The sequence below is a fragment of the Listeria valentina genome, from assembly GCF_011800755.1.
In the GTDB taxonomy this organism is placed as follows: domain Bacteria; phylum Bacillota; class Bacilli; order Lactobacillales; family Listeriaceae; genus Listeria; species Listeria valentina.
On sequence record NZ_JAATJW010000011.1, the window covers coordinates 31,744 to 55,780 of the forward strand.

Annotated in this window: 29 protein-coding genes; 22 read left to right on the forward strand and 7 right to left on the reverse strand. The window is 40.1% G+C overall.

Translation table 11 applies throughout. The features are described 5' to 3' along the window. Positions 1-28: 28 nt before the first annotated feature. The 12 genes from fapR (at position 29) to HCK02_RS04750 (ending at position 11,531) form a co-directional block, all read left to right on the forward strand. Positions 29-631, forward strand: a complete 603-nt coding sequence (fapR, locus tag HCK02_RS04695) for a transcription factor FapR (RefSeq protein ID WP_167628955.1) — start codon at positions 29-31, stop codon at positions 629-631. Further along, positions 615-1,622 carry a phosphate acyltransferase PlsX gene (gene plsX / locus HCK02_RS04700; protein ID WP_115752767.1) on the forward strand — a complete coding sequence of 336 codons (1,008 nt, stop codon included), beginning with the start codon at positions 615-617 and terminating at the stop codon, positions 1,620-1,622. The genes fapR and plsX overlap by 17 nt, the downstream gene beginning before the upstream one ends. Next, a complete protein-coding gene (fabD, locus tag HCK02_RS04705; protein ID WP_167628956.1) occupies positions 1,619-2,554 on the forward strand; it encodes an ACP S-malonyltransferase in 936 nt (311 codons plus the stop codon). Before plsX ends, fabD begins: the two co-directional genes overlap by 4 nt. Next, positions 2,555-3,301, forward strand: coding sequence for a 3-oxoacyl-[acyl-carrier-protein] reductase (gene fabG / locus HCK02_RS04710; RefSeq protein ID WP_167628957.1), 747 nt, complete (start codon positions 2,555-2,557; stop codon positions 3,299-3,301). It abuts the gene before it with no gap. 61 nt (positions 3,302-3,362) lie between these two features. After that, on the forward strand, positions 3,363-3,602 hold the full coding sequence (gene acpP / locus HCK02_RS04715; protein ID WP_167628958.1) for an acyl carrier protein: 240 nt from the start codon (positions 3,363-3,365) through the stop codon (positions 3,600-3,602). 172 nt (positions 3,603-3,774) lie between these two features. Then, entirely contained in the window at positions 3,775-4,464 is a 690-nt protein-coding gene (gene rnc / locus HCK02_RS04720; protein WP_167628959.1) for a ribonuclease III, read from the forward strand. 21 nt (positions 4,465-4,485) lie between these two features. After that, complete coding sequence (gene smc, locus HCK02_RS04725; protein ID WP_167628960.1) at positions 4,486-8,046, forward strand: chromosome segregation protein SMC; 3,561 nt, start codon at positions 4,486-4,488, stop codon at positions 8,044-8,046. A gap of 14 nt (positions 8,047-8,060) precedes the next feature. Continuing rightward, the gene (ftsY, locus tag HCK02_RS04730) at positions 8,061-9,056 is read left to right on the forward strand and encodes a signal recognition particle-docking protein FtsY (RefSeq protein WP_115752761.1); all 996 of its coding nucleotides are present in this window, start codon (positions 8,061-8,063) and stop codon (positions 9,054-9,056) included. A 112-nt stretch (positions 9,057-9,168) separates the two neighbouring features. Then, positions 9,169-9,501 carry a putative DNA-binding protein gene (locus tag HCK02_RS04735; protein ID WP_167628961.1) on the forward strand — a complete coding sequence of 111 codons (333 nt, stop codon included), beginning with the start codon at positions 9,169-9,171 and terminating at the stop codon, positions 9,499-9,501. A gap of 12 nt (positions 9,502-9,513) precedes the next feature. After that, complete coding sequence (ffh, locus tag HCK02_RS04740; protein ID WP_167628962.1) at positions 9,514-10,872, forward strand: signal recognition particle protein; 1,359 nt, start codon at positions 9,514-9,516, stop codon at positions 10,870-10,872. A gap of 140 nt (positions 10,873-11,012) precedes the next feature. Continuing rightward, positions 11,013-11,285 (forward strand): 30S ribosomal protein S16, encoded by a 273-nt coding sequence (gene rpsP, locus HCK02_RS04745; protein ID WP_115752758.1) that lies wholly within the window; start codon positions 11,013-11,015, stop codon positions 11,283-11,285. Between the two features lie 15 nt (positions 11,286-11,300). Next, entirely contained in the window at positions 11,301-11,531 is a 231-nt protein-coding gene (locus HCK02_RS04750) for a KH domain-containing protein (RefSeq protein ID WP_115752757.1), read from the forward strand. Between the two features lie 56 nt (positions 11,532-11,587). On the opposite strand, the gene HCK02_RS04755 is transcribed toward HCK02_RS04750, so the two are convergent. After that, positions 11,588-14,368 carry a bacterial Ig-like domain-containing protein gene (locus HCK02_RS04755; protein WP_167628963.1) on the reverse strand — a complete coding sequence of 927 codons (2,781 nt, stop codon included), beginning with the start codon at positions 14,366-14,368 and terminating at the stop codon, positions 11,588-11,590. A gap of 210 nt (positions 14,369-14,578) precedes the next feature. On the opposite strand from HCK02_RS04755, the gene HCK02_RS04760 reads away from it, so the two are divergent. The 6 genes from HCK02_RS04760 (at position 14,579) to rplS (ending at position 18,145) form a co-directional block, all read left to right on the forward strand. After that, a complete protein-coding gene (locus tag HCK02_RS04760; protein WP_167628964.1) occupies positions 14,579-15,319 on the forward strand; it encodes a gamma-glutamyl-gamma-aminobutyrate hydrolase family protein in 741 nt (246 codons plus the stop codon). A 51-nt stretch (positions 15,320-15,370) separates the two neighbouring features. After that, on the forward strand, positions 15,371-15,931 hold the full coding sequence (locus tag HCK02_RS04765; RefSeq protein ID WP_167628965.1) for a YdcF family protein: 561 nt from the start codon (positions 15,371-15,373) through the stop codon (positions 15,929-15,931). A 69-nt stretch (positions 15,932-16,000) separates the two neighbouring features. Further along, positions 16,001-16,387 carry a YlqD family protein gene (locus tag HCK02_RS04770; RefSeq protein WP_115752753.1) on the forward strand — a complete coding sequence of 129 codons (387 nt, stop codon included), beginning with the start codon at positions 16,001-16,003 and terminating at the stop codon, positions 16,385-16,387. A gap of 9 nt (positions 16,388-16,396) precedes the next feature. After that, entirely contained in the window at positions 16,397-16,915 is a 519-nt protein-coding gene (rimM, locus tag HCK02_RS04775) for a ribosome maturation factor RimM (RefSeq protein ID WP_167628966.1), read from the forward strand. After that, the gene (gene trmD, locus HCK02_RS04780; RefSeq protein WP_167628967.1) at positions 16,915-17,661 is read left to right on the forward strand and encodes a tRNA (guanosine(37)-N1)-methyltransferase TrmD; all 747 of its coding nucleotides are present in this window, start codon (positions 16,915-16,917) and stop codon (positions 17,659-17,661) included. The genes rimM and trmD overlap by 1 nt, the downstream gene beginning before the upstream one ends. A 139-nt stretch (positions 17,662-17,800) precedes the next feature. Further along, positions 17,801-18,145 carry a 50S ribosomal protein L19 gene (gene rplS / locus HCK02_RS04785; protein ID WP_115752750.1) on the forward strand — a complete coding sequence of 115 codons (345 nt, stop codon included), beginning with the start codon at positions 17,801-17,803 and terminating at the stop codon, positions 18,143-18,145. Between the two features lie 95 nt (positions 18,146-18,240). Here rplS and HCK02_RS04790 read toward each other — a convergent pair whose 3' ends face one another. From HCK02_RS04790 to HCK02_RS04810, 5 genes are all read right to left on the reverse strand, one after another. After that, positions 18,241-19,371 (reverse strand): tyrosine-type recombinase/integrase, encoded by a 1,131-nt coding sequence (locus tag HCK02_RS04790; protein ID WP_167628968.1) that lies wholly within the window; start codon positions 19,369-19,371, stop codon positions 18,241-18,243. A gap of 86 nt (positions 19,372-19,457) precedes the next feature. Beyond that, entirely contained in the window at positions 19,458-19,820 is a 363-nt protein-coding gene (locus HCK02_RS04795) for a hypothetical protein (protein WP_167628969.1), read from the reverse strand. A gap of 130 nt (positions 19,821-19,950) precedes the next feature. Then, the gene (locus HCK02_RS14040; RefSeq protein WP_208970440.1) at positions 19,951-20,577 is read right to left on the reverse strand and encodes a hypothetical protein; all 627 of its coding nucleotides are present in this window, start codon (positions 20,575-20,577) and stop codon (positions 19,951-19,953) included. Positions 20,578-20,633: 56 nt separating this feature from the next. Then, positions 20,634-21,290 carry an ImmA/IrrE family metallo-endopeptidase gene (locus tag HCK02_RS04805; protein WP_167628970.1) on the reverse strand — a complete coding sequence of 219 codons (657 nt, stop codon included), beginning with the start codon at positions 21,288-21,290 and terminating at the stop codon, positions 20,634-20,636. A gap of 4 nt (positions 21,291-21,294) precedes the next feature. After that, entirely contained in the window at positions 21,295-21,645 is a 351-nt protein-coding gene (locus HCK02_RS04810) for a helix-turn-helix domain-containing protein (RefSeq protein ID WP_167628971.1), read from the reverse strand. Between the two features lie 679 nt (positions 21,646-22,324). On the opposite strand from HCK02_RS04810, the gene HCK02_RS04815 reads away from it, so the two are divergent. Next, positions 22,325-22,537 carry a hypothetical protein gene (locus HCK02_RS04815; RefSeq protein ID WP_167628972.1) on the forward strand — a complete coding sequence of 71 codons (213 nt, stop codon included), beginning with the start codon at positions 22,325-22,327 and terminating at the stop codon, positions 22,535-22,537. Here HCK02_RS04815 and HCK02_RS04820 read toward each other — a convergent pair. Continuing rightward, positions 22,505-22,897, reverse strand: coding sequence for a DUF2513 domain-containing protein (locus HCK02_RS04820; RefSeq protein WP_167628973.1), 393 nt, complete (start codon positions 22,895-22,897; stop codon positions 22,505-22,507). The genes HCK02_RS04815 and HCK02_RS04820 overlap by 33 nt on opposite strands. A gap of 63 nt (positions 22,898-22,960) precedes the next feature. On the opposite strand from HCK02_RS04820, the gene HCK02_RS04825 reads away from it, so the two are divergent. From HCK02_RS04825 to HCK02_RS04835, 3 genes are read left to right on the forward strand one after another with little or no spacing between them, the layout of a single operon-like run. Beyond that, positions 22,961-23,290 (forward strand): winged helix-turn-helix transcriptional regulator, encoded by a 330-nt coding sequence (locus HCK02_RS04825; RefSeq protein WP_167628974.1) that lies wholly within the window; start codon positions 22,961-22,963, stop codon positions 23,288-23,290. Between the two features lie 16 nt (positions 23,291-23,306). Continuing rightward, positions 23,307-23,450: a hypothetical protein gene (locus HCK02_RS04830; RefSeq protein ID WP_167628975.1), complete on the forward strand. Its 144-nt coding sequence runs from the start codon at positions 23,307-23,309 to the stop codon at positions 23,448-23,450. Beyond that, positions 23,451-23,663 carry a hypothetical protein gene (locus HCK02_RS04835; protein WP_167628976.1) on the forward strand — a complete coding sequence of 71 codons (213 nt, stop codon included), beginning with the start codon at positions 23,451-23,453 and terminating at the stop codon, positions 23,661-23,663. Positions 23,664-24,037: the final 374 nt, after the last annotated feature.

Consider the following 24,037-nt stretch of genomic DNA (forward strand, 5'->3'; position numbering starts at 1 on the left):
CATCAATCAAAAGAGATGAGGAATTCGAATGAAAAAGTATCCGAAAAAGGAGCGACAAGCCAAATTACAGGAAGTCATCGAAGCAAATCCGTTTATTACCGATGATGAACTGGCAAAGACATTTAACGTAAGCGTACAAACGGTTCGGCTTGATCGTGTGGCTCTTTCGATTCCCGAACTACGAGAACGAATTAAACATGTTGCGAGTGAAAATTTTACCGACTCTGTTAAAAGTTTACCGCTTGAAGAAGTAATCGGTGAGATTATTGACATCAAGCCCGGTGAAAGTGCCATTTCGATTTTTGATGTGAAAGAAGAACATGTTTTCAAGCGAAATCACATCGCGCGGGGACACCATTTGTTTGCACAGGCAAATTCACTTGCGACAGCGGTCATCCCAAACGAACTTGCACTGACTACACAAGCTACAGTCCGATTTGTTCGTCAAGTCAAGCTTCATGAACGAGTGGTTTCAAAAGCACTCGTCAGGAAGCAAACGGGTGAACGGACAATCACTATGGTTGATGTGCGCAGTTATGTTGGCGATGAAATCGTGTTAAAAGGCAAGTTTGAAATGTATCATGCCACAGAAAAAGTAAAAAGGACTGACGAAAATGAAAATAGCAATTGATGCCATGGGCGGTGACAATGCACCAAAAGAAATTGTTCTAGGAGTCATGGAAGCCGCTAAACAATTTAAAGACGTTGAGTTTATTCTATTTGGGAAAGAAGAAGCAATTTTGGAACATTTGACAGACAAAACGCGTGTCACAATTGTACATACAGATGAAAAAATCGAAAGTGATGATGAACCGGTTCGTGCTGTAAAACGCAAGAAAAACGCATCGATGGTTCTTGCGGCAACGGCGGTTAAAGACGGAGAAGCGGATGCCTGCATTTCTGCTGGGAACACAGGGGCGCTTATGTCGACCGGTTTATTTGTTATCGGAAGAATTAAAGGAATCGAACGCCCTGCGCTTGCACCAACGCTACCTACGATTAGCGGTAAGGGCTTTGTCATGCTTGATCTCGGGGCAAACTCGGATGCAAAAGCGGAACATTTACTCCAATTTGGCTTGATGGGCTCGATCTATGCGGAAAAAGTACGAAAAATTGATCGTCCCCGCATTGGGCTATTAAACATTGGGACGGAAGAAACCAAAGGAAACGAATTGACTAAAAAAGCGTTTGAACTGATGAAAGAACAAACGGCTTATCATTTTGTTGGCAATATCGAATCGAGAGATTTGCTCATGGACGTAGCAGATGTGGTTGTAACAGACGGCTTTACTGGTAACATGGTGCTAAAAAGCTTAGAAGGAACGGGAGCTGCCTTTTTCTCGATGCTTAAAATGAGCTTGATGAATAGCTTTAAGAATAAGCTTGCGGCGGGTGTACTGAAAAAAGATTTACTCGCACTCCGAGCTAAGATGGATTACAGCGAATATGGGGGCGCTTGTCTTTTCGGCGTACAAGCTCCTGTCATTAAAGCACATGGCTCTTCAAACGCACACGGGATTTTTACAACTATCCGTCAAGCACGTGATATGATTCAAAAACAAATGGTCGAAACCATCAAATCAGAAATTGACCAAGGAAAATTAGGAGGAGAAACAATATGAACAAGCTAGCCTTCGTGTTTCCTGGCCAAGGTTCTCAAAAAGTGGGAATGGGGCAGGATGTTAGCGAAAAATACCCAGAAGCAAAAGCTGTTTTTGACCAAGCAGACGAGAAACTCGGGTTTTCACTTACGGAATTAATTTCGGCTGGTCCGCAAGAATTGCTGACAAAATCTGAAAATGCGCAGCCTGCACTCGTTGCGACAAGCGCTGCGATTTTGCGTGTGTTAGAAGAAGCAGGAATTAAAGCGGATTATGCAATCGGACACAGTCTTGGCGAATATAGCGCACTTGTTGCGGCTAATTTTTTAACAGCGGCTGATGCAGTTTATCTTGTCCATCAACGTGGGAAATTGATGGAAGCGGCTGTTCCAGACGGGGCTGGCGCAATGGCAGCTGTTCTTGGACTGGATGCGGAAACAATTGAAAGTGTGACAGAGGCAATTTCACTTCCCGTCCAAATTGCCAACTATAATTGTCCCGGTCAAATTGTGATTTCTGGATCAAAAGAAGGCATCGAGAAAGCGACGGAAGCTCTTAAAGAAAAAGGAGCTAAACGCGTGATGCCGCTTGCTGTCAGCGGACCGTTCCATTCGGAATTAATGAAGTCGGCAGCTGAAAAATTTGCAGATGTCCTCAAAACCGTTACGATCCAAGATGGGTCGATCCCCGTTATCAACAATGTGGATGCAGCGCTTTTGACAGACAAAGCAGAACTGGAAGATAAACTCGTTCGACAAATTTATTCGCCAGTTCGATTTGAACAATCCATTCGTGAACTGATCACGCAAGGTGTGGATACGTTTGTTGAAATCGGAGCTGGGAAAGTAGCATCTGGTCTCATCAAAAAAATTGATCGCGATGTGAAAGTCTTGAACGCATCCGATATAGCAAGCCTTGAAGAAGTGATTGCGGAACTTAAAGGAGGAAACTAAATGGGCAAACTTAGCGGGAAAGTGGCAGTTGTTACAGGTGGCTCACGTGGAATCGGACGTGAAATCGTATTGAAGCTTGCCGAAGAAGGCGCGAATATCTTTTTTAACTACGGTGGCCGAGCTGATGCAGCGAAAGAAACACTGGATCTGATTAGCGAATTGGGCATCGAAGCTGAAGCAATGAAAGCAGATGTTTCGAGCCCAGAAGATGTGGAAGCTTTCTTTAAAGAAGTGGTGAGCCGTTTTGGTCGGATCGACATCTTGGTAAATAATGCAGGAATTACACGGGATAATCTGTTGATGCGTATGAAAGAAGAAGAATGGGATGATGTGATCAACATCAATTTAAAAGGAACCTTCCTTTGTACGAAAGCAGTGAGCCGTACGATGATGAAACAACGCGCTGGAAAAATCTTGAATATGGCATCTGTTGTAGGAATTGTCGGGAATGCTGGCCAAGCCAATTATGTGGCAAGTAAGTCTGGTGTGATCGGGCTAACTAAAACAACGGCACGCGAAATGGCGCCACGTGGGATCAACGTCAATGCAGTGGCACCTGGCTTTATCCAAACGGAGATGACAGATGAACTGGATGAAAAAACAAAAGAAATGATGCTAGACCAGATTCCGCTCCATGCTTACGGGAAAACAGAAGACATTGCAAATGCCGTGCTGTTCCTTGTAAGTGATGAAGCAAGTTATATTACGGGACAAGTGCTTTCCGTAGATGGCGGCATGAACATGTAAATTAACTGTTTACGCGCGGAATGTTTTCTTATATAATACTTGAAGGGAGGTGAAGTTAACCATGACAGAACAAGAAGTATTGGAAAAAGTTACAGAGATCGTTGTCGACCGTTTAGGAGTTGAAGGGTCTAAAGTAACTTTGGAAGCTTCCTTCAAAGACGATCTAGGAGCTGATTCTCTAGACGTTGTTGAACTTGTAATGGAACTTGAAGACCAATTTGATATGGAAATCTCTGATGACGACGCTGAAAAACTTTCAACAGTTGGTGACGCAGTGAAGTACATAGAGGCACACCAATAATTTCAGCGAAAAGATAAATGAGGGTGTCAGATTGCTCCCCCCAGCACTTAAGCGAAGGAGAAGCAGTTTGACAGCCTCTTTTTCTAGAGAGAAGAGGTTTATTTTCTAAGCAGCTTTTAGAGCGAGCTGTTTAGAAAATGAACTTGATTAAGAAAAGGAGAGGAACAAGTTCATGAATAACTGGGATGAATTGCAAGAAAGTGTGGGTTTTACCTTTAAGGATGTAACGTTGCTTCAAACGGCGTTTACCCATTCTTCCTATGTCAACGAACACCGCAAAGAACATTTAAAAGACAATGAACGATTGGAATTTTTAGGAGATGCGGTCCTTGAATTGACCGTATCCGATTATTTATTTAAAAAGTATCCAGATATGGCAGAAGGCCAAATGACCAAAATGCGTGCAGCGATCGTTTGTGAACCATCGCTTGTTGAATTTGCAGATAGCGTCCATTTTTCCAAATATGTTCAACTTGGAAAAGGAGAAGAAAAAGCGGGCGGCAGAAACCGGCCAGCTCTTCTTGCGGATGTGTTTGAAGCCTTCATTGGCGCGCTCTATCTTGATAACGGGCTTGCAAAAGTGATTCAATTCTTGGAGCGCGTCGTTTTCCCAAAAATTGATACAGGCGTCTTTATGGAGACAGTTGACTATAAAACACAACTTCAAGAAATCGTGCAACGCGATCGTGATGTGCTGATCCAATATGATATTTTAGGCGAAAGTGGTCCAGCACACAGTCGAGCATTTGAAGCACAAGTAGTTGTGAATGGACAAGTTCTTGGAAAAGGAACAGGACGAACCAAAAAACAAGCTGAGCAAAATGCAGCCGAGTTTGCAGTTCGGCAAATGATGCGTAACTAGGAACGGAAGGAGAGAAGCAGTTTGCTGTTAAAACGACTGGAAATGAACGGATTTAAATCTTTTGCGGACAAAGTGGCAATCGATTTTGTTCCTGGCATGACAGCGGTTGTCGGACCGAACGGAAGCGGGAAAAGTAACATTACAGAAGCGATCCGCTGGGTTTTGGGCGAGCAATCTGCAAAAAGCCTTCGTGGCGGACGAATGGGCGATGTTATTTTTGCCGGAAGCGATACGCGAAAGCCGATTAATTTTGCTGAAGTGTCACTTGTACTTGCAAACGATGATCATTACTTACCGCTTGATTACAGTGAAGTAGTTGTCACAAGGCGAATTTACCGGAACGGGGATAGTGAATTTTTAATCAATAAACAAACTTGCCGCTTGAAAGATATCGTGGATTTATTCATGGATTCCGGTCTTGGAAGAGAATCGATGTCGATCATTTCACAAGGGAAAATTGATGAAATTTTGAATAGTAAACCTGAAGAACGGCGCTCCATTTTTGAAGAGGCAGCCGGCGTTTTAAAATACAAAAATCGCAAGAAACAAGCGGAGAATAAACTTGTTGAAACAGAAGAAAACTTAAACCGAGTAGAAGATATTTTGCATGAACTGGATGGACAGCTTGAACCGCTTGAGATCCAGGCTTCGATTGCGAAAGATTACCTCTACCAGCAAGAAGAGCTTGAAAAGTATGAAGTGGGCTTGATTGCTTTTGAGTTAGAGGCAATTGCAAGAAAATTAGAGGAGAGCCGCACCCAATTTATGGAGAATCAAGCGGCTCTCGTTGAACTTAGAAAAGAAATAGCGAACCTTGAAGGGGACGCTTTCTCGGGAAAAGAAAAAATCGCCGAAACCGATGAAATGCTTGAAAAAATGCGAAATGACTTGTTGCATGAAACGGAGCGACTGGAACAACTTGAAGGCGAACGCAACCTTGTGCTTGAAAGGAAAAAGCATGGTAGTGAAAATGCGAGCATTCAGCAAGATACGCTTTCGCAGGCACTTGAAAAAATTGCATCACTAGAAACCGAAAAAGAGAAATTGCTGACTGGAAAACGTGAAAAAGAAGCGGCTTATGAAGTTTCAGTACGCGAGCAAAAAGAATTGCTTGAAAAACTGAAACATTATGATGCGCTTTCAGAAGAAGCAATTGAAAACCAGAAAAGTGATTTATTTGAGTTAAAATATCAAGAAACGACGATTCGCAATGATATTGGCTATGTGGAGCGTGAAATTGCGCAACAGGAAGCTAAAACGGCACGACTGGATCATGAAAACCGGGAACATTTGAAAACGCGTGAAGAGCAATCGAAACGAACCGAAAAGATGCGCGAAGAACTTGATGAGATTCACATGGAAATTGAAGAGCAACTTGGAATTTATCAAGATGTGAAACAAGTTGTGGAACAAAAGACGAACGAATTTGAACGTGCGGAACGCGAACTTTATCGACATTATGAAAAAGTCCAGCAAACCAAATCGCGTAAAGAAACGCTTGGCGAACTGGCAGAAGATTATGCAGGCTTTTTCCAAGGTGTTCGTGAAGTATTAAAAGCCAAAGAAACACTTGGCGGCATTCACGGGGCATTAGTCGAACTCATTCAAATCCCAGCCGATTACAGGAAGGCAATGGAAATCGCGCTTTCAGCAAGTGCGCAACATGTGGTCGTTGAAAGCGATCAAGCGGCGCGTGAAGCGATTCAATATTTGAAGAAAACGCATGCTGGCCGAGCAACATTTTTACCGCTTTCGACGATTCAGCCACGTCATATTCCAGAAGCAACTCGTGGTGCGCTTCGAAACGAACCTGCTTTTATTAATCTCGCAAGTGAAGTAGTCTCTTATGATGAAAAGTTTGCTCCGGTCATTTTAAATACCCTTGGAACAACGATTCTTGCCAAAGATTTGCGCGGGGCTTCAAGACTTGCGAAACTCGTGAATTACCGTTTCCGCGTGGTGACGCTTGACGGCGACGTAGTTAACGCTGGGGGTTCGATGACGGGGGGAGCAACGAAACAAGGCAAGTCCTCGATCATCAGCCGAAAAAATGAACTGGATGAACTGGCGAAAGTGCTTGCGGCGCTTGAAAGAGAAACGGCGCAATACGAGGAAACCGTGAAAAAAGCCAAAGAAGTTCTAGCCAATAAACGAAGTGAGCTCGAAGAAACAAGGCAAATCGGTGAAAACTTGCGGATGCGTGAACACGAAGTGAAAAGCAAGCATGAACGTGAGTTAGAAGCGTTTGAGCGGATCAACAAACAACTTTCGCTGTACGATGCAGAAAAGAAATCTGGCGAAGAAGAAATGACGGCTCTCAAGAAACGCAAGGAAGAGCTTCTTTCGAATCAGTTGAAATTAGGTGAAGAAATCGAAAGTCTTGACCAGAAGATTCAACAAACGACAGAAGAAAGCAAAGCCGCAAGTAGCCGAAAGAAAGCCGATGAAGAAGTTCTTTCCGCGCTTCAAGTGAAGATGGCGGCACAAAAAGAACAACTACAAACGGCGACAAATGACATCGAACGCATTGAAGCGGCTCTTTTTGAACAATATCAAGAAAAAGAAACAGCCGAATCGAAAATCCAAGCGTTACAAGATAATTTGACGAACGTTTCCACTTCAGTGGAGGAAACAAGTCGTGAAATTGAAAAACTACGGGCGCAAAAAGAAGAAACGGCCCTTAAAATTCAAACGCTAAGTGAAGAACGTTCTGAACTGCAAAAAGAAGTGAAGCAACTTGAGGAAAAACTCACGGAAGAAAACAATAAAGCAAGTTTCTATCTTGAGCAGAAAAACCAAGCTGAAATTGAAATTGGTCGTGCAGAAGTGGATGCGAAAAACCGAGCGGACCGTTTGCTTGAAACGTACGGAGTCTCGCCAGAAGAAGCGCAAGAACGCGAAGTGCCAGATATGCCAGAAGAAGAACTTCGAGGCAAGGTGCGCCTCTTGAAGCGTTCTATTGAAGAACTGGGGACCGTCAATTTGGGAGCAATCGAAGAATTCGACCGGATTAGCGAACGCTTTGATTTCTTGAAAGGCCAGCAAGAAGACTTGTTGAATGCTAAAGAAACACTATTCCAAGTGATGGGTGAAATGGACGAAGAAGTGAAAAAACGCTTTGGCGAAAGCTTTGAAGCGATTAAACACGAATTTTCTGCTGTATTTCCTGAGCTGTTTGGAGGCGGAAGGGCGGAACTCGTTCTTTTAAATCCAGAAGACTTGTTAACCACTGGAATTGATATTGTCGCACAACCACCAGGGAAAAAACTACAAAATCTCTCGCTTCGTTCAGGCGGAGAGCGTGCATTAACAGCGATCGCCCTCTTGTTTGCGATCATTCGTGTTCGACCTGTACCGTTTTGTATTTTAGACGAAGTAGAAGCCGCACTTGATGAAGCCAACGTGGTTCGTTTCAGTCGCTACTTAAAGCAATTTGAACAGTCAACACAATTCATCGTGATTACTCACCGCAAAGGCACGATGGAAGAAGCCGATGTACTTTACGGAGTAACGATGCAAGAATCTGGCGTTTCAAAACTGGTCTCTGTTAGACTAGAAGAAACAGCCGAACTGATCAAGTAAAGGAGAACAATGCGATGACTTTTTTCAAAAAACTAAAAGAAAAAATGACAGGGCAACAAAACGAAGAAAAATCCGAGAAATATAAAGAAGGCTTAACGAAAACAAGAAGTAGCTTTTCTGGCAAGCTCAATGAAATCATGGCGCGTTACCGCAAAGTGGATGAAGACTTCTTTGAAGATGTAGAAGAAGCACTTATCGGGGCCGATGTTGGGTTTGAAACCGTCATGGACTTGATTGATGAACTCAAACAAGAAGTGAAGCTACGAAACATCAGCGATCCAAAAGAAGTAGAAGGCGTCATCGTTGAAAAGCTTGTTGCCATCTATGAAGGCGCAGGAGACGCGGAGCCAGCTTTAAATATCCAAGAAAATGGTCTTACCGTGATTTTGTTTGTGGGTGTAAACGGCGTTGGGAAAACAACGACGATCGGCAAGCTCGCTCACCAATTTAAATCTGAAGGTAAAAAAGTCGTTTTGGCGGCGGGAGATACTTTCCGGGCGGGAGCAATCGACCAACTAGAAGTTTGGAGCGAACGCGCTGGTGTTGACATCATTAAACACGCAGAAGGCGGCGACCCCGCAGCAGTTGTGTTTGATGCTGTTCAATCAGCCAAAGCAAAGGGAGCCGATATTCTGCTTTGTGATACGGCTGGACGCTTGCAAAACAAAGTCAACTTAATGAATGAACTGGAAAAAGTAAAACGCGTGATTGCACGTGAAATTCCAGATGCACCACACGAAGTGTTGCTTGTTTTAGATGCTACAACAGGGCAAAATGCTTTTGTTCAAGCGAAGCAATTTAAAGAAGCAACTGACGTTTCGGGGATTGTACTCACGAAACTCGATGGGACAGCAAAAGGTGGAATCGTGATCGCGATTCGAAACGAATTAGAAATTCCAGTGAAATTCGTTGGTCTTGGTGAAAAAATTGATGACCTTGAGCCTTTTGATGCGACAGATTATGTCTATGGCTTATTCGCTGATTTAATTGACCAAAAAGCAGAAAAATAAAAGAGAGACTAGAACAAAAGGGAAGCATTCATTTCTCAAGCTGTTCTAGTCTTTTTCTAGTTGACATTCTTTGACTAAACACGTAATCTAGAACAAGGAAGAGGTGTTTCGTTTGTTTGATAAGACTACCCGAATGAACTTGCTGTTCGATTTTTACGAAGGTTTGTTAACGGAAAAGCAAAAAGCCTATCTTTCTCTTTATTATCTTGATGATTTTTCACTTGGAGAAATCGCTGAAGAATTTGAAGTTAGCAGGCAAGCCGTGTATGATAACATCAAACGGACAGAAGAAAGCCTTGAAAACTATGAAGAAAAGCTAGGAATGTTGAAGAAATATACTGAACGTGAGCAAGTGCTCCGTAAACTTGAAGAAGCTTATCAAAAAGCAGGTTTACAAAGTGATGAAGTGGAAGCCTTGTTCAACGAGTTAAAATTGATTGATTAGGAGGCCGATTTTATGGCATTTGAAGGATTAGCTGGAAGACTTCAAGAAACAATGAATAAAATTCGCGGCAAAGGGAAAGTGACGGAAGCTGACGTAAAAGAAATGATGCGTGAAGTCCGACTTGCACTTCTTGAAGCCGATGTAAACTTTAAAGTCGTTAAAAACTTTATTAAAACGGTTAGTGAACGAGCTGTAGGCTCCGATGTCATGAAGAGTCTAACACCCGGACAACAAGTTATTAAAATCGTCCAAGAAGAACTCACAAATTTAATGGGCGGTGAAGAAAGCAAGCTTGAAGTAGCTGACAAACCGCCAACGGTTGTGATGATGGTCGGGTTACAAGGGGCCGGTAAAACAACGACAACTGGTAAACTTGCGAATTTGCTACGGAAAAAATACAATCGTAAACCTTTACTTGTTGCGGCTGACGTTTATCGTCCTGCAGCGATTAAACAACTAGAAACACTTGGTAAACAGTTAAACATGCCTGTTTTCTCTTTGGGCGATCAAGTGAGTCCCGTTGAGATTGCTAAACAAGCGATTGAAAAAGCAAAAGAAGAACACCTTGACTACGTCTTAATTGATACGGCTGGGCGACTTCACGTCGACGAAGAGCTAATGGATGAACTCAAGAAGGTAAAAGAAGTGGCTTCTCCATCTGAAATTTTGCTTGTCGTGGATTCCATGACGGGGCAAGATGCGGTTAATGTGGCTGAAAGCTTCAATGAACAACTTGGCTTAACGGGCGTTGTCTTGACGAAACTTGATGGCGATACTCGTGGCGGGGCAGCTTTATCCATCCGCGCTGTGACAGGAAAACCAATTAAATTTGTCGGAACAGGTGAAAAAATGGAAGCCCTCGAAAGCTTCCACCCAGACCGGATGGCTTCACGAATTCTTGGAATGGGTGACGTTTTGTCGCTGATTGAAAAAGCGCAAACGGATGTTGACCAAGAAAAAATGCGCGAAATGGAACAAAAAATTCGAGAAAATTCGATGACATTTGATGACTTCCTGGATCAATTGCAGCAAGTGAAGCAAATGGGACCGCTAGATGAGCTGCTCAAGATGATTCCAGGCGCAAACAAAATGAAGGGGATGGATAACCTTCAAATGGACGATAAGCAGCTTGGACACATTGAGGCGATCATTAAATCCATGACGAAAATGGAAAAAGATAATCCCGATATCATCAATGCAGCGCGCCGGAAGCGTATTGCACGTGGAAGTGGACGACCGATTCAAGAAGTCAATCGGCTGCTTAAGCAATTCAATGAAATGAAGAAAATGATGAAACAAATGTCAGGCGGTACGGGCGGAAAAGGGAAGAAGAAGAAAAATCCATTCGGCAATTTCAAACTTCCGTTCTAGCCAGAAGAAAGGCGAAGCAAACGAGCTTCGTTTTTCTTCTGAACAAAAAATTTGGTCTGTAAAGAAAAAACACTTTACAAACAAATCCTTTACTGGTAATATATATACTTGTGTAAGACTTTATGGAGGTGTAATTAAAAATGGCAGTTAAAATTCGTTTAAAACGCATGGGTTCAAATAAGAAACCTTTTTACCGTATCGTAGTTGCTGATTCACGTTTCCCACGTGACGGTCGTTCGATCGAAACAGTTGGAACCTACAATCCACTTGTAGATCCAGCAGAAGTTAAAATTGATGAAGAATCCGTTTTGAAATGGATGCACAATGGTGCAAAACCTTCAGACACAGTTCGTCACTTGTTGTCTGACAAAGGAATCATGGAAAAATTCCACAATCAAAAACTTGGGAAATAAGGAGGCTAGTTGCGAATGGAAGATTTAATTCTCGCCATCGTTAAGCCACTTGTTGACCATCCGGATGACGTTTCGCTCCACGCTGAGGAATCGGATTCCACTTACTTCTATCAATTGTCCGTGAACAAAGAAGATATGGGACGAGTGATCGGAAAGCAAGGGCGCATCGCCAAAGCTATTCGAACGCTAGTTTATGCAGCTGGTCAAAAAGCTGATAAAAAAGTTCGTCTTGAAATCATCGACTAAGTTCACCAAAAAGCCGCTGTTCTTCTAAACATTTAGAAGAACAGCGGCTTTTTATTTTAAAGCGGTGCATCGCTCAAATTCCATTCAATCACATTTTGATAAGCTTGGTTTGCTTTCGCTTTGCCCGGTGGAATTTTGAGAAAGAGACCTTGATTTTTAGCCCAGAGAACATCGTAAAAATTCGCCGCATTGCTTTTACCGCTGAACACGATGGTAGAGCTTTTATCACTAATGACTTGCTCAGAGGAAGTGTTTCTCTTAAAAACAAGAACATTGGTTAAAATATCTTTTTGTTTGGTTTCAAAAGGCGAAACTTGTTTAGCTGTAATTTGCCAATTGTTATTCCAGTTCTTGCTACGACGTCTCGTATCTTCAACTATTATTTTCCAATTAGGATCTTCACGAGACACTTCACTTGTGAAATTTTTGATCCAGCCATTTTGAAAAGCGAGCGTACTTGGCACATCATGGAATTGTAGAGCTCCCGAGTAAATAGGGCCAAAAGCAAGCGGAGCTGGGCTTTTTAGAGTGACCTTGTCACCGTTATAATCTGTTCCTGTAACAACAGGTGTACTACTTAATTTCGTGCCTACAATGTGAGCTGCATCAGTCGGATTAATTTTTACATTGAGGCTTAAAGTAAGAGTACTATTTGGAGCGAGCTTCAACCAATTGGGATCGAAATTTTGGCTATCTATAGTTATTGTTCGAGATTTAGACACGTAAAGAGAATTCCAAGGAACTTGTCTTATAGCACCGTTTGGTCCAGTCAAAGTAAGCAGATCACTCAATTTAATTGGTTCAACACCAATCGGAAGGGGAATGGTCCATTTGGCTTCGCCGGGACGGAAACCAGAATCGACAGTTGGATTTTGAAGTTGATACTTAAGCGTTAGCGAATCTCCAAGCAGAATCCGTTGATCTTCTTTTGTCGCCATTTTATCGCTTACAGAAAGCAAAAATTTCGCAGTTGGAGCAGGGCGTCGAACTACCGTAATAATCGCTTTTTGCTTGAGATCTTGGTTTTGGTACGTCACTGTATATTTTCCAAGCTTATGTGTATTCACAGTGCCGCTGACTTGGATTTTTTTAGGACCAAAGGGAATTGCAGAACCATCTAAGTCCTTCGCAGAAACAAAGTTATCTGATGCCTTCCAAATTTGTCCAATTTTGATAGTCGAGTTTTTCACTTTCAAGTTACTTTGATTGAGTAGCACTGTGTGTGTTAACGGATTAGATTGAACAGTCGCCGCGTTCTCTGCAGATAACTTTGCTTGACTTGTCACAGTCGATTTAGGAGGCGCATCTGCTTTTACCTTGACTTTAAAACTGACTTTTCCCGGCTGATCTTTACTAATAATACCTGGTAGGGATCCTTTTGATGCCACTTCCATGCCAGAAAATACGGGACTTGTTCCTGCTTTGTCTGCTACTTTTTCATTATTCAAAGTCGTACTATTTGGAACATACGTTGTTCCTTTGGGGAGGACCGTTGTAAGAATCGAACGGCTTGATGCTAGGTTTCCATTATTTCCAACCGTATACGTATACGTGATTTCTCCGCGTTGATAGACAGATGCACCGGAAGCTGGATTAGCGCTAGCACTTATATTTAAGTGTGTCTTTAAATATGGTCGAAATGGCGAGGCTAAATCATACGTGTTCACGCCAGAGCCAATTAAAGAAACAATAGCAGTTCCCATATCTACCTTGTAGAAGGCTTGATTATTTCCGAGAACAAGTTCTCCATTAGAAAGAAAAGCCATGCCAGAATAGCCAGAACGAGGAACAGGAGAGCCCGGAGCATTTTTGATTTGTAAATTTTTAATAAGTTTGCCCGTTTGAGGATCAATTTTTTGTAAATATTGCTTTCCTATAATACCATTGCTATCTTCGTAAGAAACTTTCCACAATGCACCTTCACCGTCATAAGCTAGATCACCATTCATTTTAAACGTGTCGGCGTCTTCTTTTGTTGGAAAAATAATATCTTTTGTCCCCACGATTTTTTGAGCATTAACATCGATAAGAAGCAATTTGTACGTATTGGGTTGTGTGCCTCTGGAAATAGCAGTGTAAATTCCGCGCTGGGAAATGTCTCCGCCAACGGATGCCATAACGGGATAAGGCGTTCTTTTCCAAGAACCATCACCATTAATTTCATAAAGATAAAAAGCGACATTTAATATTTGAAACGCGTAAAGCTTATTGTTGTAGAAACCGATTTGGTTACTTATCGACAGGATAGGAACTTGACTCGAGAGTGTGATTTTTCCTTTTAGCAAGTCGGGTTCGCTGAAAGCTTGTAATACACCTGTTCGAATTGAATAAAGGTAAGGTTTTGTAAAGTCGATAAAAGGGGTGCTACGCTTAGAAAAGGCATCATCTGCTTTTTGACTATTCTTTTTTTCATTCGTAATAGAAACTTGAACGGGCTTAGACTCGATTCGTTTCATGCTGCGAATAGCATAAGCTTTTAAAAGTGATTTTCCTTTTTTTACCGGTTTAAAGTAAAGTTGGATCGCTTTTTGATTGGAACGTGCTCTGTCAATGACCAGTTGTCGCTTTTGCTCGTCATAGGTCACAGCTGCATCTGCTCCTTTATTTGATACATAGTCGATCGATTCAGGCAGCGGGATGAAAACTTTTTCGTCATTTTGATTTTTGTCATTCACAGTGAGGACGAAAAGATCATCTAGCGTTGTATGTATTTCAGTTGGGTTCAAGCTCAAGTCATCTATCTGCCCATTTTCTGCAAATAAATGCGGAATAAAAAATAGTCCTATGCCAAAGATCAACAAGATTGGAAGCAATTTTAGCCAATTCTTTGCTGTCAAAGTTATCCCCTCCATTGTTGTTAATTTACAAGTTTAGTATAGAACTTCCATTTTGAATGCGCATGAAACTAAGTTACACAATATGAATGAATTAGTGACAGAAATTGAAAGAAAAAGGAGTTAAAAGGCACCGCTTCGTTCTAGCAGGCAATTTGAGAGCCTTTTTAAGGGAAATAAGTTACAATAAGTGAATGAATAGGGGGTAATGAAATGAAACCTGTTATAGGAATCACTGGAAATGCACTTTTCAAAGGAGCCGATATTTTTTATGGACATCGCGTAACCTATACACAGCAAAGATATGTGGAAGCCATCCAAAAAGTAGGCGGCTTACCACTTGTTATCCCAATTAGCGATCCCGAAAGTGCAAAGCAAGCGATGGGCATGGTTGACGGACTTTTGATGACAGGCGGACAAGACATTACACCACAACTTTACGGAGAAGAGCCGCTTCCAGAAATTGGCAACTATTTCCCGCCGCGAGATCAATCGGAAATCGCACTCGTTGACGAAGCCATGCACCTTGGGAAACCCATTTTAGCCATTTGCCGCGGCATGCAGCTCGTTAATGTTGCGCTTGGTGGCTCGCTTTATCAAGATGGTTCGCAAGTCAAAGAACCAGGCTTATTGCAACATTTACAAAACGTAGATGAACAACTCGGTTCGCATACGATCGATATTGACTCAGGGAGCTTGCTTGCGACCGTGCATTCGGTTGAAAAACGTGTTAATAGCTTGCACCACCAATATATAAAACAAGTGGCTAAAAAACTGGAAGTTACAAGTCGAAGCAAAGATGGTATGATTGAATCCGTCGAAGGAAAAAATACAGGGAACTGGCTTCTTGGCGTGCAGTGGCACCCGGAATTGATGTATGGCAAAGACCCGGAAAGCGAAGCCCTATTTGCCCTTTTTGTCGAAGAAACGAAGAAGAATCAAGCGAAAAGATAAGCGCACTAAGAGCTTGTCTTTTTCTGTGAAAACGGGGAGGAAGACTTAAAAATGAAAAAATTTTTATTAGCACTTCTCCTGATGCCTGCTGTCTATTTATTTTTCCTTGTAGTGCTGATGTATCATGGTTCGCGGGTGCGGCCAAGTCGCCATCCGGATACCCTTCTTGTCCTCGGAGCCAAAGTGGAAGGAAGCCCTGCTTATCCGAGTGCCATGCTCAAGGAGCGTCTGGATCAAGCCGTTCGCGTTTACAATGCCCCTCCAGAAAGCAAAGTCGTCGTAAGCGGCGGCCAAGGGGCAAATGAAAGCGAACCGGAAGCGGTCGTCATGAAGCGCTATCTCATTTCGCAAGGCATTCCAGAGGCACGCATCCGCGTCGAGCCTAAGTCAAGTCGAACAAGGGAAAATCTGCTGTTTTCACAAAAAAGTTTTCCTTCTCGTGATCTTGTGATTATTACGAGTGATTACCATATGTTTCGGGCTTTGCTACTTGCCAAACGGCTGAATATCCGCGCTTCTGGGAGTGCTGCCAAATCGAAATCGCGGAAACGCTATAAGAATTATGTAAAAGAAATGTTCGCGATCAGCTACTGCTTTTTCTGTGACCGATAAAAAAGGTTTATAATCCCGCTTGGAACTGATAGAATAAAGATATAAACTCGTGTTCGTGGGAGGAAGGCTATGCAAATCGTTCAGAAAATTACGGTGAAGCAAGTGTTAACTGAAAAGAGTCGTGCTGAGTTACTCACTTATTATAGTGAACAGCGCAAACTGCTTGAAAAGGAACGCGAACAGCTTTTGTTTGAGCAAAAGAAAGTTGAACACAAAAACAGATATCAAAAAGAGCAAGTGAGCGATTACTTTGAGCAAGAAATGCAGGTGCGCAAAGAAAAAATGAAGTTGGTTGATTTTCAAATGGAACAACTTGGTATTCTTCCACTTGGTAGCGAGATTCGCGAACGTGAAATGGAAGCGCTCATTGAAATTTCAGTTGGTGATAAATGGGATGAGTCCCTTTTCGATAAAACGATTGTTGTGACAGACGGCATCGTGACAGAGATACGGTAGAGGTGAACTATGGAAAAGATGTACAATGTAGGGAAAATTGTGAACACACATGGCTTGATGGGAGAGGTACGAGTTATCTCACGGACGGATTTTAAGGAATCTCGTTATAAACCGGGAAGCCAATTATTTTTATTTCGTAAAGATGAAAAAGAACCGGTTGCGCTTGTCGTTAAATCGCACCGGACGCATAAAAACTTTGATTTGTTGACGTTTGAAGGTTATACCGGCATCAATCAAGTGGAAAACATGAAAGAAGGCGTCTTGAAAGTAGCGGAGAAAGATTTAGATGCGCTTGAAGAGAATGCGTTTTATTTTCATGAAATCATCGGCTGTACGGTTTATCAAACAGATGGCACGGAGCTTGGAAAAATCACTGAAATATTGACGCCAGGTGCAAATGATGTTTGGGTTGTGAAACCAGCGAAAGGAAAAGACCAACTCATTCCGTATATTGCAGATGTTGTGAAAAAGATTGATATTCAAAAAAAAGAAATTGTGATTGAACCGATGGAGGGGCTACTTGACTGATGAAAATTGATATTTTATCGATCTTTCCGGAGATGTTCAGAGGGATTTTATCAGAATCAATTTTAAAAAAAGCGATCGAAAAACAAATTGTCGATATTGAGGTCACAGATTTCAGGCAATTCGCGGAAGGAAAGCACCAAGTGGTGGACGACTATCCGTATGGTGGCGGGGCAGGGATGCTTTTAAAAGCTCAGCCACTTTTTGATGCGGTCGAAGCTGTTAAATTGCCGGAAAAATCACCGCGTGTGATTTTGATGGATCCGGCTGGAAAGCCTTTTAATCAAAAGCTTGCGGAAGAATTCGCGGAAGAAGAACAATTGATTTTTATTTGCGGGCACTATGAAGGTTATGATGAACGAATTCGTGAGCATCTCGTAACGGATGAAGTTTCCCTTGGCGATTATATTTTAACTGGCGGTGAAATTGGAGCGATGGCGATGACTGATAGCATCATTCGGTTACTTCCGGGAACGCTTGGCAATGCTAGTTCGGCAGTTCATGATTCGTTTTCAAGTGGCCTACTTGAGCATCCTCATTATACGCGGCCAGCTGAATTTCGCGGCATGAAAGTGCCGGATGTGCTTCTTAGCGGCAATCATGCAGAAATTGAGAAGTGGCGCCAAAAAGAATCACTAAGACGCACTTGGATGCGACGTCCGGATTTACTTGAAGCTTACCCGCTTAGCAAAGAAGAGGGAGCGTGGCTCGAAGAACTGAAAAACGAAACAGAAAAGGAAGAATCCTAGTTTCTTGCAAGAAAAAAGCCTTTACAGACAAACGAGATTGTGGTAACCTATATGAGTGTCTGGAGTAATCCAGAATGAAAACGATATTCCGCTTCGTTGATGATAAACGTAAGAATATTTGGTTGGAGGAGAGAATAAGATGAATAAACTTATCGAAGAAATCACTAAAGATCAGCTAAAAACTGATATTCCGGCATTCCGTCCTGGTGACACAGTTCGTGTCCATGCGAAAGTTGTCGAAGGTACGCGTGAACGTATCCAAATTTTCGAAGGTGTTGTAATCAAACGCCGCGGATCTGGAATCAGCGAAACATTCACAGTTCGCAAAATTTCTTACGGTGTAGGCGTGGAACGTACATACCCTGTACACACTCCTCGTATCGCTAAACTAGAAGTTATTCGTCGCGGTAAAGTTCGTCGTGCGAAACTTTACTACTTGCGTAACCTACGCGGTAAAGCGGCTCGTATTAAAGAAATTCGTTAAGCCTGAACCCTTGAGAAATCAAGGGTTTTTGCTTACCTTGGATTTTGGTTAAGTTTCTACAGAAAGCGAAAAGGGGCAGAAAAGGGGCAAAACTTTTACAAACGTTCAATATCTCTTCTCATTTTTTCTCTCACGCCTTTTGTGACATGTAGATAGATTTGTTCAGTGATTTTACTATTCTCATGTCCGACCCTATCTTGAATAGCAAAAAGAGGAGTGCCTAACTCCGCTAATTTTGAAACATGAGTGTGTCTAAAAATATGACTACTTACTTGTTTGTCAATCTTAAGCGCCTCTTTTGCTTTTCTCAAGAAGGTGTTAATAGCGGTTATCTGAATAGGAGTACCTTTATTCGTTGAAAAGATGTACTCAGGACTCGTCTCAGCGTTCAAATGCGCCATTTTTTCTAACAACTTTATTGCGTTTTGAGGGAGATCTACTTCTCTCATTCCCGCAGATGTTTTTGTACTACTTGATTTTACTTGTTCTGTTATTTTCTTTCCCTTATATTCAAGCGTACCAGAGACAACTATATAAACCCCGTTTTCATCTACTAATACGTCATTTTCAGTCAATGAAATCGCTTCTCCAGCTCGAAGACCTGTGTAATAAAGAAATTCGAAAAGTAGTGCATAGCGGATATTTATTTGTTTCGTGTAGTCAATGAGCTTCTTGTATTCATCATCTTCAAGAAATTTAGTCTTAGTTTTACTATCTTGATTTCTGCTATATCTAATCTCAACTTTTTCAATAGGGTTATCTATTATATAACCTCTCCGTTTCGCAAATTGAAATACAACGTTTAATTTCGACTTTATCAATGAAACAGAGCGATTAGAAAGTTGACGTTCTCCGTAAATTAAATTTTCTAACTTCTCCGTTAAGTAGTGAGAAGTCATTTTTTGAATTAAAACGTCTTTTCCTACGAGTTTGATAAAACTGTCTAAAACTTGCATTGTGGAAAAGTAAGTACTCCATTTGACTTGTTTTTCATAAATTGGTTTTAATTGTTCGTATACCTCAAAAAAAGTCAAATTCTTTTGAACGAGTTCGCGCTTATTTAGAGCTTTGTCTATCTTATCATTTAACATTCTCTGTGCTTCTTTTTTAGCGCGATTTGAATTCGAGTTGAGGCTTATTGATACACGCTTTAATTTTTCTGTCAGAGGGTCTCTATAGCGTTCTATGAATTTATATTTTCCGTTCGAGAGTTCTTCGATCCACATTTTCATTCCTCCTTTACGGAACGTATGTTCTTTTTTAGGGTATAGCAAACTAAGGAAATTTAGTTTGCTATACACAGTCAATAATTTTATCGGGCGGGTTTTTGCATAAAACAAAAGACACTTGCAATGATTACTAATACAATAGCTGGAAAAGCTAAAACAGCAGTAATAACGAAACAGGCACAACCGATAATTCCTAAAATATGCCCTACTATAGATATTCCGGCTTTCTTAGATTGTACGAGACCAATAATATGTAAGATCAGTCCTATACCTGCCATTATATAGAAAAACATTCCTACACCAGAAGTTGTTGATCCATCTCCACCCGCTGCTGTCTCTCCGATGGCAGAGAACAGTATCACAAACCAAGAAGATGTGAATACAATTGCATTAATAATATCGAATATAGCAGCTCCCGTGTTAATTTTTAGTTTTGTTCTTTCCATGTTGCATTCTCCTTTTTTGTTTTATTTATATAATCGCTGATGCGTTTATATTATTAATAAATTTTATGCTTACTTTCAAGATATATAGTGAACTAAGGTAATGTAGTTTACTTTAGGCTATTACAATAGTTTATTCAGTAACTGGTAATTTGAATTTAATATTGTCATGGAATTTTTCTGAATTGAAAATTATAGTAATTTCTTTACTTTTATTTTGTAACCCTACAACACTTGCCGCAACACCAGACGATTCATCTTTTACAATTGGATCAGTTCCGTTTGAATAACCAAATTCCACAGAACTCGAACCTATTAATTTCCACCCTCCTACGAAATTTGTATCTTTTTCGTCAAGGACAGTAGCGTTTTCCAAATAAGGAGCACTGAGCTCTTCACCGCTATTATTTTTCATCGTCACTGTAATTTGAACAGCCTGTACACCTAAGTTGTTGGTATAGTGTTCTAAATTACTTTCTTCTCCGTTTTCTCCATCAAACTCAGGGACACTATTCTTTTTCGTGACATCTTTAACTGAATTTATTGAAATTTGATATTTAGCTTTTCCATCTTGATCTTTTATTGTACCAAATTTGTTTAACGAAGTTATTGTAGTATCTTCTTTTTTCTTTTTCTCTTGCTTCGATTCTTTTGCGGAATTATCAGCTTTATTTTCTTTTCCTGTGTTATCCACACCTCCGCAAGCTGAAAGGGAAAGAACAAGTAATGCACTTGCGCAAACAATTAATGTTTTTTTCATTCTTAAATCTCCTTTTTTATGTAAAATTTATCTATATAATCGCTGATGCGTTTATATTATGTCCATTGCTCTAATAGTTTCTTATTGTATCCATGAATACTATAGTCAAGCTCTAATAATTTAGTATAGAGCATTGAATCTTTATGTCTTTGTTTTTTACTACATGCAATGAAGTCTTCTACAAGTTTCAGTATTTGATTATAATAAAGAGAATAATGCGTTTTTATGTAATCGACTATACGCCATTTTAGCGACTCGTAACTCATCCTTAAGCAGTTTGCTATTTCGAAAAAGTTTGTACCCTCATTAAGGTAATACTCAAGAACATCTTCAGGACAAATAAGATGGGAAGCAAAAATATTCGCTCTAGTTTCAACCTGTAGATTTTTTGTATCTATATTTGTTGTTTTATTGTCATCTGAAAAAGTGCCTATTTGACAATTTGGTAAGTCCATGAAAAAATGACCTACTTCGTGACCTGTAGAGAATACTTTTTTGAATGGAAATAAATTATTGATTCCTATTGAAACCCCTAATTCATCTTTTACAATGACTCCAAGACGTTTTTTATTAAATTTTCTATAAATGTAATCAATGTTATACGTATAAAAAATTTCTCGAAAAACATTTTCTACTAAATAGCCGTGGGGTGCTATTTTATTTTTGATTAAAAATTTACTTGATACACTTCTTGCGACTTCTCTAGGTTCCATATAGTCACCCCTTGTTTTTCCTATCTAAAAATCTTTGTCTACGAATTTCCATAAAATCCTCTAGGTCTTGCTCTAGTTCGAGGATTTCTTCTTTTGTCAGACCTTCGCCGTTCATTCTAAAATACATCTGTGATTTTGAATCTTTTTTTTCAGGGATAGGGTCATCAGTACGACCTAATAAATAATCGGTTGAAACGTTAAAGTAATCAGCCACTTTTTGTAAATTTTCAGTTGTAGGAATTTGGGTCTTCCATTTGTAAATTATGTTTGATCCCATGTTAAGCTTCAAAGCTAGCTCTTTTAGAGATAATTTTCTTTGATCTGCTAGTTTTTTGACTCTGTCAAAGGTGGTCATTTCAATCATTCTCCTAAAAGCTATAAACTTTTTATCTCAGAAGATAAAAAAAGGTTGACAATTATCTCTTGAGATAATATACTATGTTCATAAGCTAATTATTTAGCTACACAAGCACAATAAAGAAGAGCCTAAATATTCACGTTCCCCAACGTACATCGGCATTTTCATGGGCTTATTTAGCTATGATTTGATTTTATCTTAAAAGATAATTTTTGTCAAGATCTGCTAAATAATTAGCTTATAAGATAGATAGAGAGGAGGGTTGATACTATGAAAACCGAAAGAAAACTTCAAGAGCTTCGCGATTTAGAACTCGAAGCCCGTGAAGAATCTCTTAACTTTGTAATTGAAATTTTAAAAGCTCCAAGTACCCAACATGATCTATGGTAGAAGCAGTCACGAAATTAATGGAAATTATGATCTAGTTTAATTTCAATCCGCCGTACCAAGTCTAGGTTTATGTATTCATCGTGCCCAAGAGAATTAACGAGAGCGATAATGTTTGAATCTTCGACTTGGCTAGTAGAAAGTTTTTTGTAAGTAGACGAAACTTTATGCTCCCAATGAACAGAGATATATTTTCCCTCATTAATAACATTGATAATTAGATTTTTCATATGATATCACCTCACTTTCAAGGTGATTATAGCATATAAAGAAAGGAGGAACTGACGAAATGAGAAACGACCTTATCCTCTATTTTTACAAAGATCAAGCGGGTAATAATATCCCCTTTATGTACGGGGAAGGAATTTCTGATTTACCTTTTTCTCAAGAAGAGTTAAAGCAGATTAATCATAATGTACCGATAACTAAAGATAACTTATATATGAGCTATCAAGGTATTATTTACAGATTAGACGCTAAGGTTATTTTTAATCATTTGTGAAAGAACATTACTTGCGACCTTTGATAAGAAGGAAATTGATACGCTTGAGAATTTGGAAACTGATTTTTTGGTATTTTTCCACACGGCGCTATCCCGTATGTTATCAAGAAATTGATGCCCTTCCCAAGTGATTTTAGAGAAACAAAAGAAATGAATTTTTTCTTCTATAATTTTATATGAGAAATCAACATAACCCGCTTCTTTCAAACGATATAAACAATAAAAAAATTGATCATGTCCATGTTTGGCATAAGAGTCAAATTTTTTCAAGTCTTCATAGTAAAGTTTCTCAAATAGAACACTCTGTTTTATTTCAATTTCCAAAAGTATATCTCTTACGCATTCACTATTGAGTTTCATATGTAGTTTCACCTCCAATCACTGAAAAGTATACCATAGACTAAAAGAAAGGAGGAGTAAAATTTGTCATTAAAAGATAAAATGCTTCTTTATTTACTTGAAAATCCAAAAGCAACAAATGAAGCACTTGCAGAAGAATTTGAAATTAAAGAATCTTATGTAAAAACTATTATTTCAAAATTAAAAGCATCGAATCGCATTAGGGTCGAGGGACAAGGGAGCAATCGAAAAATTGAAGTTTTAAAAATTCCAAAACAGAAAGTAGACATCGAAAAGCGGGAACGCTATGAAAGACAACTGGACTTTTTAGAAGAGATCATGTTCTCTGATCTTGACGCTGTACATCGTTTGGAAGCATCGGCACAACATATACGAATTCTGAATAAATTTTAGGAAAGGAGGCGGAGGAATGAAAAAGCATAAAATAGAACAGAAAATCGAAAAGCACACAGAAAAAATTATATTACAACAGGGTGATATCAAATTCGAACTCACAGATGAAATGTTAAGCGCACTCTTTGATCTATTGATGTCAATGAAAGGAGATAAGTAGATGACACTTTATAGTTTTCTGAGTAAAGAAATGTTTATGGAAAAGTATGATTATTCTGAATCTACTTATCAACGTAGAATTTCAGAGTTTCGATCTAATCCTGAATTTAAAAAAGGTTACGTCTCTCCGACAAATTCAGAGGTTTGGATTATTGAAGAAATTTATCAGGCTTTTCTAATCTGGAAATCAAATAATAAATACAAAGGAGTATGACGATGGATGGTTCAATGATTATCACATTAATTTTCGGGGTTTATTTAGCTCTTCTCGCACTATTGAATATGAAAAAAGCTCCTTCTACAGAGGTAGCCGCCTCGAGAAAGAGCATCAAAAAATTAATTTCTACTTATAATCTATCAAAAAAAGTCTAGTGGTAATAAGTCAAGCTGAACTTTTAAATTATTTTCAAGGAAAAACTAATTTTTGAGCGCACTGAACTAAACCCGACCAAAATCGAATTTTTTCGGGTTAAACTCAAGGATTGCGTTCATAACGGTCTGTTATGAATCTATCACGCTCCTTGGGGGCGTGTAGAGTTGGTGATTACGTAGTAGCGTATCCACCAGACGCGTAAATTTTCTTGCGGT

Bases quoted from the DNA above. Each gene is read 5' to 3' on its own strand.
- HCK02_RS04790 (WP_167628968.1), bottom strand. From the start codon at position 19,371: ATGTGGATCGAAGAACTCTCGAACGGAAAATATAAATTCATAGAACGC.
- plsX (WP_115752767.1), top strand. From the start codon at position 615: ATGAAAATAGCAATTGATGCCATGGGCGGTGACAATGCACCAAAAGAA.
- HCK02_RS04835 (WP_167628976.1), top strand. From the start codon at position 23,451: ATGACACTTTATAGTTTTCTGAGTAAAGAAATGTTTATGGAAAAGTAT.
- fapR (WP_167628955.1), top strand. From the start codon at position 29: ATGAAAAAGTATCCGAAAAAGGAGCGACAAGCCAAATTACAGGAAGTC.
- HCK02_RS04795 (WP_167628969.1), bottom strand. From the start codon at position 19,820: ATGGAAAGAACAAAACTAAAAATTAACACGGGAGCTGCTATATTCGAT.
- HCK02_RS04810 (WP_167628971.1), bottom strand. From the start codon at position 21,645: ATGACCACCTTTGACAGAGTCAAAAAACTAGCAGATCAAAGAAAATTA.
- HCK02_RS14040 (WP_208970440.1), bottom strand. From the start codon at position 20,577: ATGAAAAAAACATTAATTGTTTGCGCAAGTGCATTACTTGTTCTTTCC.
- trmD (WP_167628967.1), top strand. From the start codon at position 16,915: ATGAAAATTGATATTTTATCGATCTTTCCGGAGATGTTCAGAGGGATT.
- HCK02_RS04765 (WP_167628965.1), top strand. From the start codon at position 15,371: ATGAAAAAATTTTTATTAGCACTTCTCCTGATGCCTGCTGTCTATTTA.
- rnc (WP_167628959.1), top strand. From the start codon at position 3,775: ATGAATAACTGGGATGAATTGCAAGAAAGTGTGGGTTTTACCTTTAAG.
- acpP (WP_167628958.1), top strand. From the start codon at position 3,363: ATGACAGAACAAGAAGTATTGGAAAAAGTTACAGAGATCGTTGTCGAC.
- fabG (WP_167628957.1), top strand. From the start codon at position 2,555: ATGGGCAAACTTAGCGGGAAAGTGGCAGTTGTTACAGGTGGCTCACGT.
- ffh (WP_167628962.1), top strand. From the start codon at position 9,514: ATGGCATTTGAAGGATTAGCTGGAAGACTTCAAGAAACAATGAATAAA.
- HCK02_RS04760 (WP_167628964.1), top strand. From the start codon at position 14,579: ATGAAACCTGTTATAGGAATCACTGGAAATGCACTTTTCAAAGGAGCC.
- HCK02_RS04815 (WP_167628972.1), top strand. From the start codon at position 22,325: ATGAGAAACGACCTTATCCTCTATTTTTACAAAGATCAAGCGGGTAAT.
- rimM (WP_167628966.1), top strand. From the start codon at position 16,397: ATGGAAAAGATGTACAATGTAGGGAAAATTGTGAACACACATGGCTTG.
- HCK02_RS04820 (WP_167628973.1), bottom strand. From the start codon at position 22,897: ATGAAACTCAATAGTGAATGCGTAAGAGATATACTTTTGGAAATTGAA.
- rplS (WP_115752750.1), top strand. From the start codon at position 17,801: ATGAATAAACTTATCGAAGAAATCACTAAAGATCAGCTAAAAACTGAT.
- HCK02_RS04805 (WP_167628970.1), bottom strand. From the start codon at position 21,290: ATGGAACCTAGAGAAGTCGCAAGAAGTGTATCAAGTAAATTTTTAATC.
- ftsY (WP_115752761.1), top strand. From the start codon at position 8,061: ATGACTTTTTTCAAAAAACTAAAAGAAAAAATGACAGGGCAACAAAAC.
- rpsP (WP_115752758.1), top strand. From the start codon at position 11,013: ATGGCAGTTAAAATTCGTTTAAAACGCATGGGTTCAAATAAGAAACCT.
- HCK02_RS04770 (WP_115752753.1), top strand. From the start codon at position 16,001: ATGCAAATCGTTCAGAAAATTACGGTGAAGCAAGTGTTAACTGAAAAG.
- HCK02_RS04830 (WP_167628975.1), top strand. From the start codon at position 23,307: ATGAAAAAGCATAAAATAGAACAGAAAATCGAAAAGCACACAGAAAAA.
- fabD (WP_167628956.1), top strand. From the start codon at position 1,619: ATGAACAAGCTAGCCTTCGTGTTTCCTGGCCAAGGTTCTCAAAAAGTG.
- HCK02_RS04750 (WP_115752757.1), top strand. From the start codon at position 11,301: ATGGAAGATTTAATTCTCGCCATCGTTAAGCCACTTGTTGACCATCCG.